This is a genomic window from Ferviditalea candida, assembly GCF_035282765.1.
Classification (GTDB): domain Bacteria; phylum Bacillota; class Bacilli; order Paenibacillales; family KCTC-25726; genus Ferviditalea; species Ferviditalea candida.
The window spans coordinates 87,165-102,762 of the sequence record NZ_JAYJLD010000012.1 but is presented as its reverse complement, the minus strand read 5'-3'; the positions used below and the strand labels follow the sequence as shown (position 1 = coordinate 102,762).

Annotated in this window: 15 protein-coding genes; 12 read left to right on the top strand and 3 right to left on the bottom strand. The window is 50.6% G+C overall.

Features of this window, described 5'->3' with window-relative positions:
• Window positions 1-611: 611 nt before the first annotated feature.
• Together VF724_RS10325 and VF724_RS10320 are read left to right on the top strand one after the other, a co-directional pair.
• Window positions 612-1,868, top strand: a complete 1,257-nt coding sequence (locus VF724_RS10325) for a LysM peptidoglycan-binding domain-containing protein (protein ID WP_371754163.1) — start codon at window positions 612-614, stop codon at window positions 1,866-1,868.
• Between the two features lie 85 nt (window positions 1,869-1,953).
• Window positions 1,954-2,652, top strand: coding sequence for a BofC C-terminal domain-containing protein (locus tag VF724_RS10320; RefSeq protein WP_371754162.1), 699 nt, complete (start codon window positions 1,954-1,956; stop codon window positions 2,650-2,652).
• Window positions 2,653-2,727: 75 nt separating this feature from the next.
• Here VF724_RS10320 and VF724_RS10315 read toward each other — a convergent pair whose 3' ends face one another.
• A complete protein-coding gene (locus tag VF724_RS10315; protein WP_371754161.1) occupies window positions 2,728-4,164 on the bottom strand; it encodes a rhodanese-like domain-containing protein in 1,437 nt (478 codons plus the stop codon).
• A gap of 316 nt (window positions 4,165-4,480) precedes the next feature.
• Here VF724_RS10315 and ruvC point away from each other — a divergent pair, with 316 nt between their 5' ends.
• The 8 genes from ruvC (at window position 4,481) to yajC (ending at window position 11,800) form a co-directional block, all read left to right on the top strand.
• Window positions 4,481-4,984 (top strand): crossover junction endodeoxyribonuclease RuvC, encoded by a 504-nt coding sequence (gene ruvC / locus VF724_RS10310; RefSeq protein WP_371754160.1) that lies wholly within the window; start codon window positions 4,481-4,483, stop codon window positions 4,982-4,984.
• Window positions 4,981-5,604, top strand: coding sequence for a Holliday junction branch migration protein RuvA (ruvA, locus tag VF724_RS10305; RefSeq protein ID WP_371754159.1), 624 nt, complete (start codon window positions 4,981-4,983; stop codon window positions 5,602-5,604). Before ruvC ends, ruvA begins: the two co-directional genes overlap by 4 nt.
• A 22-nt stretch (window positions 5,605-5,626) precedes the next feature.
• Entirely contained in the window at window positions 5,627-6,634 is a 1,008-nt protein-coding gene (gene ruvB, locus VF724_RS10300; RefSeq protein ID WP_371754158.1) for a Holliday junction branch migration DNA helicase RuvB, read from the top strand.
• Window positions 6,635-6,651: 17 nt separating this feature from the next.
• The gene (locus tag VF724_RS10295) at window positions 6,652-6,966 is read left to right on the top strand and encodes a DCC1-like thiol-disulfide oxidoreductase family protein (RefSeq protein ID WP_371754157.1); all 315 of its coding nucleotides are present in this window, start codon (window positions 6,652-6,654) and stop codon (window positions 6,964-6,966) included.
• A 189-nt stretch (window positions 6,967-7,155) separates the two neighbouring features.
• The gene (locus tag VF724_RS10290) at window positions 7,156-9,273 is read left to right on the top strand and encodes a SpoIID/LytB domain-containing protein (RefSeq protein ID WP_371754156.1); all 2,118 of its coding nucleotides are present in this window, start codon (window positions 7,156-7,158) and stop codon (window positions 9,271-9,273) included.
• An 11-nt stretch (window positions 9,274-9,284) separates the two neighbouring features.
• A complete protein-coding gene (gene queA, locus VF724_RS10285; RefSeq protein ID WP_371754155.1) occupies window positions 9,285-10,325 on the top strand; it encodes a tRNA preQ1(34) S-adenosylmethionine ribosyltransferase-isomerase QueA in 1,041 nt (346 codons plus the stop codon).
• A gap of 24 nt (window positions 10,326-10,349) precedes the next feature.
• Complete coding sequence (tgt, locus tag VF724_RS10280) at window positions 10,350-11,483, top strand: tRNA guanosine(34) transglycosylase Tgt (RefSeq protein WP_371754154.1); 1,134 nt, start codon at window positions 10,350-10,352, stop codon at window positions 11,481-11,483.
• A gap of 14 nt (window positions 11,484-11,497) precedes the next feature.
• The gene (yajC, locus tag VF724_RS10275; RefSeq protein ID WP_371754153.1) at window positions 11,498-11,800 is read left to right on the top strand and encodes a preprotein translocase subunit YajC; all 303 of its coding nucleotides are present in this window, start codon (window positions 11,498-11,500) and stop codon (window positions 11,798-11,800) included.
• 173 nt (window positions 11,801-11,973) lie between these two features.
• Here the strand turns inward: yajC and VF724_RS10270 are convergent, their stop codons facing one another.
• Together VF724_RS10270 and VF724_RS10265 are read right to left on the bottom strand one after the other, a co-directional pair.
• The gene (locus VF724_RS10270; RefSeq protein WP_371754152.1) at window positions 11,974-12,816 is read right to left on the bottom strand and encodes a phosphatase PAP2 family protein; all 843 of its coding nucleotides are present in this window, start codon (window positions 12,814-12,816) and stop codon (window positions 11,974-11,976) included.
• A gap of 91 nt (window positions 12,817-12,907) precedes the next feature.
• The gene (locus VF724_RS10265) at window positions 12,908-13,288 is read right to left on the bottom strand and encodes a TIGR04086 family membrane protein (protein WP_371754151.1); all 381 of its coding nucleotides are present in this window, start codon (window positions 13,286-13,288) and stop codon (window positions 12,908-12,910) included.
• Window positions 13,289-13,489: 201 nt separating this feature from the next.
• On the opposite strand from VF724_RS10265, the gene VF724_RS10260 reads away from it, so the two are divergent.
• A complete protein-coding gene (locus tag VF724_RS10260; RefSeq protein WP_371754150.1) occupies window positions 13,490-14,800 on the top strand; it encodes an ArsB/NhaD family transporter in 1,311 nt (436 codons plus the stop codon).
• Between the two features lie 119 nt (window positions 14,801-14,919).
• Window positions 14,920-15,597, top strand: coding sequence for a DUF421 domain-containing protein (locus VF724_RS10255; RefSeq protein ID WP_371754149.1), 678 nt, complete (start codon window positions 14,920-14,922; stop codon window positions 15,595-15,597).
• Window position 15,598 lies beyond the last annotated feature (1 nt).

Sequence of the window (15,598 nt, the reverse complement as noted above, 5' to 3'; positions counted from 1 at the left end):
ATTCAAAGACAGTCCAAGCCACCTAACGGTGGCTCGGAACACTACAAAAGTGACATTTTCTCGGACGAGTTAAGGTGACATTTTCTCAGACGTTTGACACATAGGTCATCCCATTGGAAAATTTCGAACGATTTGAAGCTTGCAGAACGGCTGTGGAAAGCATCCGATGGAGGACCTGGACGATTTCTTGGGATTGAATGGACCTGATGTACTTAGTGACTTCCAGTGCATCGATGTGGGTGCATTGATCCGGTACCTGACTTTATTGTGGAAGAATGCTCCTATGATCTCAGGCGGGGGGAAGAAGACGAGATGATATGTCCGAAGTGTAATGGGACCATGAGGGAGAAGAAATCGAAGTAGAAGGATGAGCTGAAGATGATAAAGGGAGCATGGGAAGGCCATACCCATTTCCCTAAACAGCGCTAAAGTATGGGTCTCGTTATTTCAGTCACCCGAAGGGTGATTTTGTTCTTTGGAAAAAAAGTATTTATGGAAGTGAATTTTCAAGATAGGTATGTCAAAAGCCTATTTTCTGCATAAGATGTAATGAATCCGCAAGCTGATATTTTGCCGTTATTTAGATTATATAAACAGGAGGTTCTGGAATCGTGAAGATTCATATCGTAAAAAAGGGGGATACCCTTTACAAGTTGTCGCAAAAATATCATGTCGATCTGCAGAAGCTGATTGAAGCCAATCCCCAGATTGCCAACCCGGATGTCATCGATGTCGGAATGAAGGTGAAAATTCCCGCTAACGCCCAGCCGGTGAAGCTCCCGGAAAACATGATCGCATACAAACATGTCGTGAAGCAGGGAGATTCGCTTTGGAAATTGTCCAAAGAATGGGGAGTTTCGCTGCATACGCTGATTCAGGCGAATCCGCAGCTGAAAAATCCGAATGTGCTGCTGACGGGTGAGGTGGTCTACATTCCCAAAATCGGGGCGGGCGCACCTCTCAATCAATCGCTGAATGAAGCGCCGACAGCCGTGCAGAGCAATCCCGGAAACAATCAGCCTGTCAACCCTGTGGCGGAAGAAAACGTTTTTGAAGTGAACGTGGAGTTGAACAAGATTTCCATTGAAAATCCGCCGGAAACGAGTTATAAGGTCTTGAAGGAGAACCTGGATCCTGTCGGGATGGGAAATCCGTTCATGCAAGCACCTGTCGAAAATGCCAAAAAAGTCGAGGATTTATTCGCCCAATATAAAGTTCCGGCCACAGAGGTGTCGGGGAATATGATGAATCAAGAGATGCCCTATCTGTCCGCAGCCGATTCGACAAATATGAATTCGCCGATTTCTCTTGAATCCAGCGGACTATGGTCCAATTCGCACACAAATGTTTCTGCGACGCCGCCTTATATGCATGATGCATATCCGTACGGATGCGGACAGATGGGTGCCTATGCGAATTTGTCGATGACGCAGCCGTACAGCCCATTCGCCGATCCTTATCCGGGCGCGTCAAATCCAGTTAATGCCTACACTTCCGCCTATTCCGCGCCGTACGGGATGCCGTACCGCTTTCTCTTCAACGCTCCGTTGAACACAAGTTTTGGAAATGCGGGATTCGGAAGTCCGTATTCCTTCCCCATGGCCCTTGGTTACTCCGATCCTTTCGCGACGCCGTACAGCCCTGTAGGAGCGGTTCACAGGGCCATTGACGGCTTGGCGAACACGGGTGTGACATCCGGGGGAGTTGCCCAACAAACGGACGGTGGAGAGGCGAATATCAAGCAGGTTGAAAAGAAATCAACCGGAACGTCAAAAAACGGGGCAAGAAAGCGTCAGGCTGCTCGCGGTCATCAGCGCAGAGCCAAACTGGAAAAAAAGCCGGAAAATCTTCCCTGGCTCAACAAATAGAGGATGGTTTGCGTTGTTAAAATACTGAATATGCCTCCGGTATGCTGGTTAAAATAGTAAAAAACCAGTATGGAAGGCGATCGAAGTGAATTATTCCAATCTGCTCAAAAGAATCAAGAAGCGCCTTCGTCGAAAACGCCGCGGGTTATCGCTCGGATTTCTAGCCGTGTTGATCGGAATGTCCTTGACTGCCGGCATCGTTTTTCGGCTCCCGTCAACGGAACATGCTTTGTCCGGTTCAGCAGGGCAGCAGGCTGTAAGCGCGATGACTGGTTCCAAATACGCCCCGCAGCGGCAGGAGAGAACACCCCTTGATGAAATTGTAAAGGGAATGTCTGCGGGAAGCCGAAAGCAAGTCAGTCTTCATACCGTATACGCCTGCGGCGAACAAACCGAACGGCTGGGTGCATGGTCCGCCGGGCAAATCGGTGACGCTTATGCCAAAAATCCGGATTGGAACGTGGAAAGCAGCACAGGAAACCTGCTGACATTTTCCCGCAAAATCGATGACCTTTCGCCGGAATGCAAACGCAACGCTTACTTTGGCGTGGATCAAAACGGGAATTTGTCGCTGTTCAACGGACTTCCTGCGAACGATCAAGTGATTCGGACCTTTTTTCAGTTAAATATCAAGCGGTTGAAAAGCAGTTTGCCTCATGAAACGGTCAGACAGCTTTACGATGGCATTCGGGTTACGGATTTGGCCGAATATAACAGCGTTCTTTCCACATTCAGCGACTTTGCCGTAGAGGAAACGAAAAAGGTAATGACCCCTTCATTCTAAAATCCCATCGCCAAAACAGGGGGCTGCCCTGCAGCAGATGTATCTGCTTCGGAGCAGCCCTTTTGGAGTTTGTTTTTAGACGACGGCAGTCATGACTTCCTTCGGCAGTCCTTGCTTGGACCATTCATCATAGCCGCCGAGCAGATTGATGACGTTGGTGATTCCTTTGGCCTGTAGAATGCTTGCCGCAATAGCCGACCGAGCTCCGGAGCGGCATTGCACGAGTATCGGCTTATCGGTTGGGATTTCCATATACCGATCCGACAGGTAGCCGAGCATGATGTGCTGCGACGAAGGGATATACCCTTCCTTGCGTTCGGAATCATTGCGGACATCGACGACATGGACTTCGCCGTTGAGCACTTTTTCAGCGATTTCTGAAGGTCTGGTCGTCTGGTAGGTTTGCAATGCCCCGCCGTTTTCTTCATATTGCTGAAGAGCGGCCAGTTCCGCATAACCCGCGTAATTATCGATTCCGATGGAATACAGATCAAGCGCGGCTTCGTCGACGCGGCCCTGCCCGATCAGCAGGTACAGCGGACGTTCATAATCGACGAGCCAGCCGGCCCAATTGGTGAACGATTTGTTTAATGGAATATTGATCGTTCCCGGTATATGCCCCTTCGAAAATTGATCGGCGCTTCGGGTGTCGACCAGCATGGCTCCGTTCTCGGCTTTTGCATCGAGCAGTGCCTGATAGGAAAGATTAGCTTCCGGCTTTCTGACATCCTTCATCAAGGCAGGGCCCTTTTTATTTGTCGGGTTCATTCGGGAGAAATATTTGGGCGGCTCCGGCTGCCCGTCTAACAAAAACTCGACAAAAGCATCTTCATCCGTATAGGACAGCGCCGGGTTAAACAGCCTTTCGTAGCCGACCGTACTGGAAGGAATGGCGCCCAATGCCTTGCCGCAGGCGCTTCCAGCCCCGTGTGCGGGCCACACTTGGAGATAATCCGGCAATTCCTTGAAGCGCTGCAGCGATTTGTACTGAAGCCGGGCCAGCATGTCAGCCGTACCGACGAGTCCGACCGCTCTATCCCCCAAATCCGGTCTGCCGACGTCGCCGACAAACACAAAGTCGCCTGTGAAAATGCCGATCGGACGATCGGCCGCCGCACCGTCGGTCAGGATGAAGGACATCGAATCCGGCGTGTGACCGGGCGTATGCATGGCTTGAATGGTCAGGTTGCCTATTTTGAAAGTTTCCCCGTCTTTCAGGAATCTGTGGTTTAAATCACCGACATATTCATGCCTCCATCCTTCGCCGCCTTCGCCGGAAATATATAATGTCGAGTTCACTCTGTCCGCCATTTCGCGTGCTCCCGAAACAAAATCGGCATGGAGATGGGTTTCCAGTGTTCCGACGATTTTCAACCCTTCCGCTTTTGCGACCTTCAGATAAGGCTCAACGTCCCGGCTGGGATCAACGACAATGGCTTCGCCGACCGCTTGGCAGCCGAACATGTACGAAGCATGCGCCAATTTTTCATTGTAAAAATAACGTAAAAACATCTCAAACCCTCCCAATAATTTTTATTTACCACATAAGAGTTTATAAGCCTTCGGATTTTGGAAAAGGCAAACTCTTATTGGCATGAAAAACTTCCTTTCATCGCGGTCCGGCTTCTTTGAAGGACTTCGATAAAAGTTTTTCTTATCAAACTGAATTCATTGTAGTATACATCGCGGGGTATTGTATGTAACAAAAATCACTCGGGTGGTTTTTTTATTTTCCATGACAAGGATAAACAGGTAATGTTATAATGAAAATTAAATACATATGTTCGCCTTTGTGCCGTTTTTGGCAGGCTGATGGGAGAGGTATTTGTTGCGCATACTTGGAATCGACCCGGGAATTGCCATTGTCGGATTCGGCTTTGTCGATAAAAAAGGAAGCAGGCTTGTGCCGGTGCAATACGGAAGCATCCAGACCGAAGCGCATACCGATCCGGGCTTGCGCCTGAAGGAAATTTACGATGCGATGCAGATGCTGATCGGCAAATATAAGCCCGATGCCGTTGCGGTCGAAAAGCTGTTTTTCAACCGCAATGTGACCACTGCCTTCAGCGTGGGTCAGGCCAGGGGCGTCATTTTGCTTGCCGCGGTCCAGCGCGGGCTGCAAATCGGTGAATATACCCCCCTGCAGGTAAAGCAGTCGGTGGTCGGTTACGGCAAAGCCGAAAAGCATCAAGTCCAGGAAATGGTCCGCATGTTTCTGCATTTGTCGATCGTGCCCAAGCCCGATGATGTGGCGGATGCATTGGCTGTGGCGATTTGTCATGCCCATTCGTCCGCATTGAACGATAAAATCAATGAGGTGTCCAAAAGATGATCGAATTTTTGCGGGGGAAGATCGCTTACAGGGAATCGGACTATTTGGTGTTGGACGTCGCCGGAATAGGGTATAGGGTGTTTTGCCCGAATCCTTATGCTTTTCAGGAGAACGAAGATAAAAATCTCACCGTATTTACGCATCATCATGTGCGCGAGGACGCGATTTTGCTGTTTGGCTTCCCAAACCGGGAGCAACAATCGCTGTTCCGCAAATTGCTGGAGGTCAGCGGCATCGGTCCGCGTGTGGCTTTGGGAATCTTGTCGGCAGGATCGCCCGATCGGGTGATAGCTTCCATTCGGCAGGAGGATGTGGCGTACCTGACGAAGCTTCCGGGCATCGGCAGGAAAACGGCGCAGCGTATTATCCTTGACCTCAAGGACAAACTGGGCAAGGAGAAGATTGCGGCGGGCATCGAATCGCCGGTTTCCGGCGGCGGCTCCGCGGCTGCCGGCGAATGGCCGGGCGCTTGGTCCGAGGCCAAAGAAGGCCTGCTTGCCCTTGGCTATTCGGAAGCCGAAACGGACCGCGTATGGCAGTCGATTCGTGCTGCGGCTGATGAAACGGATACGGCCGAGACGCTGTTGAAAAAAGCGCTCAAAGCGCTGTTTCAGGGATAATTTGGCGTTTGGAGGATAAGCAATGGATGAACGGATCATTTCCGCCAATTTCATGATGGAGGATCAGGCCGAGGAGCTCAGCCTCCGTCCTCGATATTTATCGGAATATATCGGTCAATCGCAGGTGAAGGATAACCTGAAGATCTATATTGAAGCTGCAAAAATGCGCAAGGAAGCGCTTGATCACGTTTTGCTGTACGGGCCTCCGGGGCTTGGCAAGACCACGCTCTCGATCATTATCGCCAATGAATTGGGCGTAAATATCCGGACGACATCGGGTCCGGCGATCGAACGCCCCGGCGATCTCGCGGCCATCCTGACGAATCTGCAGGAAGGCGATGTGCTTTTTATCGATGAAATCCATCGGCTTCATCGAACGGTTGAGGAAGTGCTCTATCCCGCAATGGAGGATTTTGCGCTGGATATCATTATCGGCAAGGGACCGAGCGCCCGGTCCGTCCGGCTTGACCTGCCGGCCTTTACCTTGATTGGCGCAACCACTCGTGCCGGACTGCTTTCGTCGCCCCTCAGAGACCGCTTCGGAGTCATGAGCCGGCTGGAATATTACACCGTGGAGGAGTTGACATTCATCGTCCAGCGGGCGTCGGAAATTCTAGGCGTCAAGATCGTCGGGGACGCCGCTCGCGAGATCGGCATGAGGTCGCGAGGCACTCCGCGCATCGCCAATCGATTGCTGAAAAGAGTAAGGGATTATGCCCAAGTCAAAGGCGACGGCATCATTACAACGGAAATCGCCCGCTCGGCGCTTTCCATGATTCAAGTGGATGATCTGGGTCTGGACGCCATCGACCATAAAATGCTGAAGGCAATTATTCATCAGTTCAACGGCGGTCCGGTCGGCCTGGATACGATTGCCGCATCGATCGGGGAAGAAAGTCAGACGATTGAGGATGTGTATGAGCCGTATTTGCTGCAGATCGGCTTCCTTCAGCGCACCCCGCGCGGCAGGATGCTTACGCGGCTCGCGTACGGCCATTTGGGGATGGTTTATCCCCAAGATAAGAACTGATCGGAGGGGACGCCGGCTTGAACAGACCCCGAAAACTGACCCTGCTGTATGACGCGAAATGCAGGCTTTGTACGAATACGGTCGAAGTGCTTAAGGGTCTGCGTACCGGCACTGAGCTCGAGATGCAGCCTTATCAAAGCGCGGATCTCCGGAGTCTGCCGCCCGGTCTGCCGCTGTTGGAGCTGGAGGCGGAAATCCATGTGGTTGACGAGACGGGACATGTCAGCAAGGGAGCCGATGCTTTAATGCTTGTGCTGGTACAGGCTGTTCGGAACGCTCGACGTGGATTGCCCGGAGGGAACCTGTTCGGTGCACGCCGAGCGGGAGGATAAGCGGCTATGACCTGCGGGACATGGATGAAACCTAGGCTCTCGAAAAACCCCATAATTATGGAAATGAAGATTCATAGGGTTGGGGGGTATCTTCTGTAGAGACCTGGCGTTCGCCTTTGAAACTTTTTGCAGATTTTGGAGTCTAATGTCATAGATTATTTTTGATTACGGGAAAGGAAAATCGGCAACATGTCACTTTTGCATCGTTCTCAACCGCTCATCGTCTCTATTCTTGTTGCGGCATGCTTCTTGGCAAGTCTCCCTTTTCAAGCAGATTCCTCGTATGCGGCCATTCCCAAGCTCGATCGGATCAGGGTCAGCCTTTTCATCGACAAGCGCGGTACAGTGCCTTCGGTCACGCTGTCTTCCCCCCAGTCCCTGCAAATCGGAATTCGCCTTCCCGAAGGAAACCGCGACCTGCTTTCAGCCGGGCCGAACGAATCGGTTCGCATCAGCATCGACCAGTACAGGGTGAAGCTGCTGGAAACACAAAGCGCCGCCTCGGCAAGAAACCTGTATAACAAGCTGGAGGATTCCGGCTTTCAACCTTACTTGTTTAAAGGCTCAAGAAAAGGGGCCGTGGTATATCAAGTCTATATCGGCAATTTTGCAAGCTCCGATGAAGCGGGCAAAGCCGCTGCGACAGCAGCAGGGATCGCCGGGTATGCATCTGGTACTCCCGTGGTCGCCGGTCCTCTCCATTGGATCGCGGGTACCTTTGAAACGGAGGCGCAAGCGAGCGCCAGGGCAAACGGGCTGTCGCTTCTAGGGATTGACGCCTATCCGGCTTATCACCAGAATTCTCAAGGGAAGGCCGTTTATTCGGTTTGGATCGGGGAAGCATCGACCCAAGCGCAGTTAAACGAAATCAAAAGCTCGGCCTTGAAGGCGGCCCCGGATTTGCAGTTGGTCAAACCGGATACGAATGCTCCTTACCTGCTGAAGCGGGAAGATGCTTCTTTTAGTTCCTCCGGGACCGTGATGGAGCATCTGTTTTTCAATGCCAACGGAGAGAAAGTGTGGGCTTCGTCCGCGTCGCCGGGAATTCGCGTACAGGAAAGATACCGCCGCAATTATCGAGGCGGCATTGAAGTGAGCCAGTATAACGGGAAGCTCGCAGTGATCAATGAACTTCCTTTTGAGCAGTATCTGTATTCCGTGGTCGGTTCGGAAATGGGCTCGGGCTGGCCTTTGGAGGCTTTGAAGGCGCAAGCGGTCGTGTCCAGAACATACGCATTGACGCTGGGCCTGAAATATAAAATCGCCAATATTTCCGATACCACGTATGATCAGGCCTATTTCGGGATGGATAAGGAATCCGCCGATGCCATTACCGCCGTAGACAAGACTAAAGGCGAAGTGGTCGTCAACAAGGACGGGCTTATCACGCCCTTCTATTATTCCAACAGCGGAGGCTTGACCGCAGACGCGTCCGAGGTCTGGGGTTCGCCATTGTCGTATATCAAAAGTGTGCCCAGTCCGGATCAAGACATACAGGACAAGAAGCTTTCTTGGTATCGGATTGTTCTGCCGGACGGAAAAGTCGGCTATATCCGTTCAGACTTTGTGAAAATCACCGGACGAACGAATCCGGCAGGATTGCCGATCTTAGAATCGCTGGATTCGGGAATCAATGTGCGTTCCGCCCCATACGTGGACAACAATTCGAACGGTCCCATCGCGCAGGTTAATGTCGGCGACAGCTTCGTCGCTATCGACAAGGTTCCGGAATCCAACTCTTTCAGTTGGATCAGAGGCCCGTTTACGGCCGAGGAAATAATGGCTTCGATTAACGCCAACGTCTCCGCTTCGTCCATCCCGGAGCCGCTTCTAACGCTGAATGTGACGAAGCGGGGGCCCTCCGGACGGGTTATGGATATGCAGGCCAACGGACAGGAAATCAAAGTAAGCCGGCCGGATTCATACCGAACCGTGATGAACGGTTTGCCGAGCACACGCTTTGATGTCGAGGAAACGGGCAGGTATACTGTATTGGGAGCGAAAGGTACGAAGCGGAGTTTTCCCGAGTCCAAAGGTGGGCTTTATGCCGTAAGCGGAAGCTCCTCCGTCAGTTCGGAAACCGGATCGGACGTTTCGCAGCTGACCGGGGATAATCTGCTGCTCATGAACGAAAACCGGCAAGTCCGGCTGGCCACTCGGCAGCCCGAGTTCCGCTTTGTCGGATTGGGCTACGGACACGGTCTCGGAATGTCTCAATGGGGCGCCAGGGCGTTGGCTGAGCTGCAGTATGACTATAAATATATTTTGCAATACTATTATAAGGATATCAGCATCGTGAAGGAATGAAAGGCAGGGCTATGGACGTAAATTGGTTTGATTTTGAACTTCCCGAATCATTGATCGCGCAATCCCCTCTTGTGGAGAGAAACCGGTCCCGCCTGATGACGCTGGATAAGCGCACCGGCGAGATCGGTCATTACTTTTTTGACGATTTGATCCGTTTTTTGCAAGCCGGCGATACTCTTGTGCTGAATGACACCAAGGTCATTCCGGCCCGATTGTTCGGCGTCAAAGCGCAAACCGGGGCGAAGGTTGAGGTGCTTCTGCTCAAAAACCTCGGAGAAGACCGGTGGGAAACGCTGGTCAAGCCGGGAAAAAGGGTGAAGCCCGGGACACGGCTGCTGTTCGGTCCTCAAGAAGAGCCGGTTTTGACCGCTGAGGTTGAATCGGAGGCGGAGATGGGAGAAAGAGTCCTGAAGTTTCACTATCAGGGCATTTTTCATGAAATCCTTGACAGGCTCGGCCAAATGCCGCTTCCGCCCTATATCAAGCAGCAGCTTGAGGATAAGAACCGCTACCAAACGGTATATGCCAAGCACGAGGGATCCGCTGCGGCGCCGACCGCTGGACTGCATTTTACGGATGAAATGTTGAACCGGATTGCCGGAATGGGGATCTCGATCGCTTATTTGACTCTCCATGTGGGCCTTGGGACTTTCCGTCCCGTGTCGGTGTCAAACATCGAGGAGCACCGAATGCATGCGGAGTATTATTCCATCTCCAGGCAAACTGCCGAAATGCTGAATGACGCGGCTGAACGGGGCGGGAGAATCATAGCGGTGGGTACGACTTCGGCACGGACCTTGGAAACGGCTGGGGGACAGTTCGGCAGGGGACGGATCCGGGAATGCAGCGGATGGACCGATATTTTCATTTATCCCGGTTACCGGATGGAAATGGTGGATGCCCTGCTGACCAACTTTCATCTGCCCAAATCGACCCTGTTGATGCTGATCAGCGCTTTTGCGGGAAGGGAGAACGTGTTGAACGCTTACCGGGAAGCGGTGAACAGCCGATACCGCTTTTTCAGCTTCGGCGACGCCATGTTTATATACTAATTAAAGATTGAGGGAAGAGATGAAATGGCCGCAACTTATGAATTGTTGAAAACATGCAAACAATCGGGTGCCCGTTTGGGCATCCTGCACACCCCGCACGGGGATATCGAAACGCCGGCGTTTATGCCGGTGGGCACACAGGCTACCGTCAAAACGATGAGTCCCGAGGAATTAAAGGAAATGGACGCGCATATCATCCTGAGTAATACGTATCATCTGTATTTAAGGCCGGGGCACGAAATTGTGAAGGAAGCAGGCGGACTGCACCGGTTCATGAATTGGGATCGTCCGATTTTGACCGACAGCGGCGGATTTCAGGTGTTCAGCCTGAATGAGAATCGGAAGATCATGGAGGAAGGCGTGGAGTTCCGTTCACATTTGAATGGGGATAAGCTGTTTCTGTCGCCGGAAAAATCGATTGAAATTCAGAATGCGCTGGGTGCGGATATTATCATGGCCTTTGACGAATGTCCCCCGCATCCTGCAGAATACGCGTACGTCAAGGATTCGCTGGAAAGGACGACACGCTGGGCGGAACGCTGCCTGAACAGCCATTCGCGTCCGGAGGATCAAGCCCTGTTCGGGATCGTTCAAGGGGGCATGTACGCGGATTTGCGCAAACAAAGCGCGTTGGAGTTGACTTCAATGGATTTTCCGGGGTATGCTATTGGAGGGTTGAGTGTCGGCGAATCCAAGAGCATCATGTATGATATGCTTGAGGTTGTCATTCCGCTCCTTCCGTCCTATAAACCAAGATATCTCATGGGTGTGGGATCACCCGACGCGCTTGTGGAAGGAGCCATCCGCGGCATCGATATGTTCGACTGCGTATTGCCGACGCGTATCGCCCGCAATGGTACAACCATGACGAGCCAAGGCCGGCTGGTCATCCGAAACGCTCAATTTGCCCGGGATTACGGGCCTCTGGATCCAAAATGCGATTGTTACACCTGCCGCAATTATTCCCGCGCGTATATTCGCCATCTGGTCAAAGCGGACGAAACCTTCGGCATCCGGTTAACCACTTATCACAATCTGTACTTTTTGCTGGATTTGATGAGAAAGGTCAGGCAGGCGATACGGGAGGATCGGCTTTTGGATTTCAGAGACGAGTTTTTTGCCGAATACGGTTTGTTTGACAACGAAAAAGGCTTTTGAGAGGAGGGAAATCCATGTATCTTGCAGCAGATGCCGCCGCGACTCAAGGCAGCTGGTTTAATATGATTTTGCCGTTTGTGCTGATGTTTGCGGTATTCTACTTTTTGCTGATCCGTCCCCAGCAGAAAAAACAAAAGCAGCGTAACGCCATGTTGAATTCGATGAAAAAAGGGGATAAAGTCATCACAATCGGAGGACTGCACGGCACGATCACGGAGCTCGTCGATGATACCGTTGTTCTGAAAGTCAACGACTCGACCAAGCTGACATTCGACAAATCGGCCATCAATGCGATTGTCTCTTCTGCAGCGGAATAAGCGGGCCCAATACATAACAGTCACCGCAGCCAAACCTCAAAAAACCTCCAAGTTTCGGAGGTTTTTTATTTATTTTATAATTGCTTTAACAAAAATAGTATTTATTTGTTGCGGAAGTGGAGCATTGGGAAGATGCCGTGTAAGCGACTGTGGCTTTGAGATTCGACGATCTTTTATTTGCCGACGGTTTTACTGCCGCTTGTTCCGACAAAACGGTATTTTTTCGAAAAGAATAAGCCTTCGCTGAGCTTGATCCCCGCGGTAGCCGCAAAAAAGGCAAGAGCTAGTCCGCCCGCCGCATCGGTCAGCCAATGGATACCGAGATAAAAAATGGAGAAGATAATCATGACTGCGGACACCATCGTATAGATTTTCCAGAAGCGGCTGTTTGATTTCAAAGCCAGCAACGCCATGGATACGGATATGGAAGTATGAAGGCTGGGAAAGCAATTATTGATGCCGGATAAGGGACGGTATTGCTGTTCGAATGCGGGAAAAACATCAAGGATCATGAATTTGACGCCATGATGGAAATCCCAAACTTCGTTGACCGGAAAAAACAAATAAAATGGCATGGCGACGATATAATTGATAAGCATCGTATAAGTCAGGGCATAGAACAATTGCTTGTTTTTGTCATGCGTATAAATGCCCAGGGAAACAACGAACAAAGTCGGGAAAACGACGACGTAAAAAAAAGCAGCGACTTGGGTGAGCGCAGGATTGGCCGAAAAATGCTGGAAATTCGCGATAAAGTCCCCTTCAAGCCGGTAGATATCGGGTGTGAAGTCGGCGCTTGAGTTCATCCAAGCTTCAACGGATAATTCGAACTTGTTGATCAGCAGGATCAACAGCATGGCGGCAAGGTGAAGCAAATATTTGCGGGAAACAATCAATTGCCGCACGAACGACGCTGCCGCAGCGAGCGGGTTCGTTTTCAGGGAAATGGTCAGCGCCGCGACGGCCAGAATGGCAATGGCAATGGAAATATGCGACATGGATTGGTAAAGATACATTGATGAGAGCCCCTCCCTTTCAAACGATGGTTCCCGGAAGACAGCGCAAATTATTATATCATGAACGGGAAGAGCGGGCAATTTGGCGGAATTATTTTTTGACGTTCACCCCGATGGCACCGCCCAGGGCGCCCAGCATCAAGGACAAGAGAATTAAGGACAGGGCGTTGAGACCGAGCGTGGAATCGAAGCCGAAATGGGCGATGGCCAGGATGAGCAGACTGTACACGATACCTAGAACGGCGCCGTGATACCAGCCTTTTTTATCCGCTTTTCTACCGCTGGCCAGTCCGCCGGCAAAGATGGACAATCCGTGAATCAAATAGGCATAAAAAGCAAGGGACTGTTCTTTCATTTCCGTCCACAAAACCAAAAGAGAAACGATGATGGACGCGGCGAATAAGAAGATAAAGGTCGTCACCAGTCCCCGAAACAACGGGGAAACCACCCCTGTATTTTGAATCGTTTTCATTTGGATTCCTCCTCGGAGATTTTACCACCATTTTATGGTCAAGCTTGCGCAATTAGTACATATTCGTCCAAATCCAAGTCGGCGGATTTTTTGGAACGATGGACGCGTGAAAGCGTATTTAGTATAATGGTGCGTGAACAAAAAGCTTTGTCCCGGCTACATACTTCGTTTGGCGGAAACCAAGAAAGGGAGTGTCTTTGTTTGGAGCTTGTTTCTGCAGTACCTACATGGCAGGTCGTTGGCGCAGTCGTCATCTTCCTGCTCATTTATGCCTTCATTATTACGGAAAAAGTCAACCGCGCTGTTATTGCTTTAGTAGGCGCATTGTTAATGGTTATTTTCGGGATGGTTGACTTGAAAACAGCATATGAGCATCATATTGAGTGGGAGACTATCTTTCTTTTGATCGGTATGATGATTTTGGTAGGCATCACGAATAAAACCGGGATTTTCCAATATGTCGCCGTGAAAGCGGCGCAATCGGCCAAAGGCGATCCGATCCGAATTCTCGTATTTTTAGCGTTGCTGACTGCGATAGGTTCCGCGTTTTTGGATAACGTCACAACCGTACTGCTCATCGTCCCGGTCACCTTCTCAATCACCCGGATTCTTCAGGTAAATCCGTTTCCTTATTTAATTTCTGAAATCATCGCTTCTAACGTCGGAGGAACGGCAACTCTGATTGGGGACCCGCCGAATATCATGATCGGAACGGCGACTCATTTGAATTTCAATGATTTTATCGTTACGCTGACACCTGTCATTATTATCATCATGGCCGTCACGATCCTGATTTTCATGAAGTTTTTCGGCAAATCCCTGAAGGTGACGCAAGAAAATAAAGATGAACTCATGAGACTTAGTGCGGAGGATTATATAACTGACAGGCCCCTGATGAATAAGTCTTTAATCGTGCTGCTGATCACCATTGCCGGCTTCGCGCTTCATTCCGTTATACATGTAGAGGCGGCGGTGGTCGCGGTCGCCGGGGCAACCTTGCTGATGCTGATCGGGGTCAAGGAGCATGATATCGATGAAGTGTTCCATGCTGTAGAATGGACGACGATTTTCTTTTTTGCCGGATTATTCGTGCTCGTCGGAGGTTTGATTGACGTCGGTGTGATCAAATACTTGGCGTCCAAAGCGCTGGATATCACGGCCGGCGATATGACGTTTACCTCCATGCTGATTTTATGGGTTTCCGGAATTGCATCGGCGACGATTGATAACATCCCGTTTGTTGCGACGATGATTCCCTTAATTCAGGATATGGGCATTCAATTGAACGTGGAGCCGAGTGCGCTGGATCCGGTATGGTGGTCTTTGGCGCTGGGCGCTTGCCTGGGGGGCAACGGCACGCTGATCGGAGCGTCGGCCAACGTCGTTGTTGCGGCGATGGCCGCCCGCGAAGGCAAAGGCTTTACCTACATGGATTTCTTGAAGATTGGTGCGCCGATTACGCTGGTTTCGCTGGTGATTTCCACCATCTATGTATTGCTATTTATTCTTTAGACTGGAACGAACGGAACTGGATTGGTAAACTGCCAGCATTTCATCATCCAATTGCCGCATGAACCGTCAAAGCTGCGGTGAGAATACCATTTGAATTTGTCCGAAGGAGGCAGAATCAAATGGATGTTCCCACCCTTTTTTTGCGCACCGTCCTCATTTATTTTGCCGTCTTCTTCATGCTGAGAATTATGGGAAAGAGGGAAATCGGCAAGCTGTCGGTATTTGATCTGGTCATTTCGATCATGATCGCCGAAATTGCCGTGCTGGTTATTGAAGAAACCGATAAACCGCTTGCTGCCGGATTCATACCGATGTTCACGCTGGTCGCGATCCAACTGGCGATCGCGTACATCACATTGAAAAGTCAGACGCTGCGCTCATGGTTTGACGGAAAACCAAGTCTCATCATCAACAAAGGCAAGCTGAACCGCAAGGAGATGCAGAAACAGCGGTACAGTCTTGACGATCTTATGCTGCAATTGCGGGAAAATAAGGTCACTCAGGTCGCGGATGTCGAATTTGCGGTGCTGGAGACATCGGGAAAGCTTACCGTCATCAAAAAAGACGATATCTCTGAAGAGGAGAAACAGATCGACACCGACAGTATTCGCTACGAAGGATTGCCGCTTCCGTTGATCATGGACGGAAGAGTTCAGGATGAAAATTTAAAAAAAATCAACAAAACCCGATTTTGGCTGAAAAATCAAATACAAATGAAAGGGGCAAAGGATTTCAAAGAGGTGTTTTTTTGCTCGATTGATTATAAGGGCAGCGTTTTTGTCGATAAAAACAATTGAC

Coding starts and splice junctions, on each gene's coding strand:
- VF724_RS10315 (WP_371754161.1), bottom strand. CDS start 4,164: ATGTTTTTACGTTATTTTTACAATGAAAAATTGGCGCATGCTTCGTAC.
- ruvA (WP_371754159.1), top strand. CDS start 4,981: ATGATCGAATTTTTGCGGGGGAAGATCGCTTACAGGGAATCGGACTAT.
- ruvB (WP_371754158.1), top strand. CDS start 5,627: ATGGATGAACGGATCATTTCCGCCAATTTCATGATGGAGGATCAGGCC.
- VF724_RS10290 (WP_371754156.1), top strand. CDS start 7,156: ATGTCACTTTTGCATCGTTCTCAACCGCTCATCGTCTCTATTCTTGTT.
- queA (WP_371754155.1), top strand. CDS start 9,285: ATGGACGTAAATTGGTTTGATTTTGAACTTCCCGAATCATTGATCGCG.
- tgt (WP_371754154.1), top strand. CDS start 10,350: ATGGCCGCAACTTATGAATTGTTGAAAACATGCAAACAATCGGGTGCC.
- yajC (WP_371754153.1), top strand. CDS start 11,498: ATGTATCTTGCAGCAGATGCCGCCGCGACTCAAGGCAGCTGGTTTAAT.
- VF724_RS10270 (WP_371754152.1), bottom strand. CDS start 12,816: ATGTATCTTTACCAATCCATGTCGCATATTTCCATTGCCATTGCCATT.
- VF724_RS10265 (WP_371754151.1), bottom strand. CDS start 13,288: ATGAAAACGATTCAAAATACAGGGGTGGTTTCCCCGTTGTTTCGGGGA.
- VF724_RS10255 (WP_371754149.1), top strand. CDS start 14,920: ATGGATGTTCCCACCCTTTTTTTGCGCACCGTCCTCATTTATTTTGCC.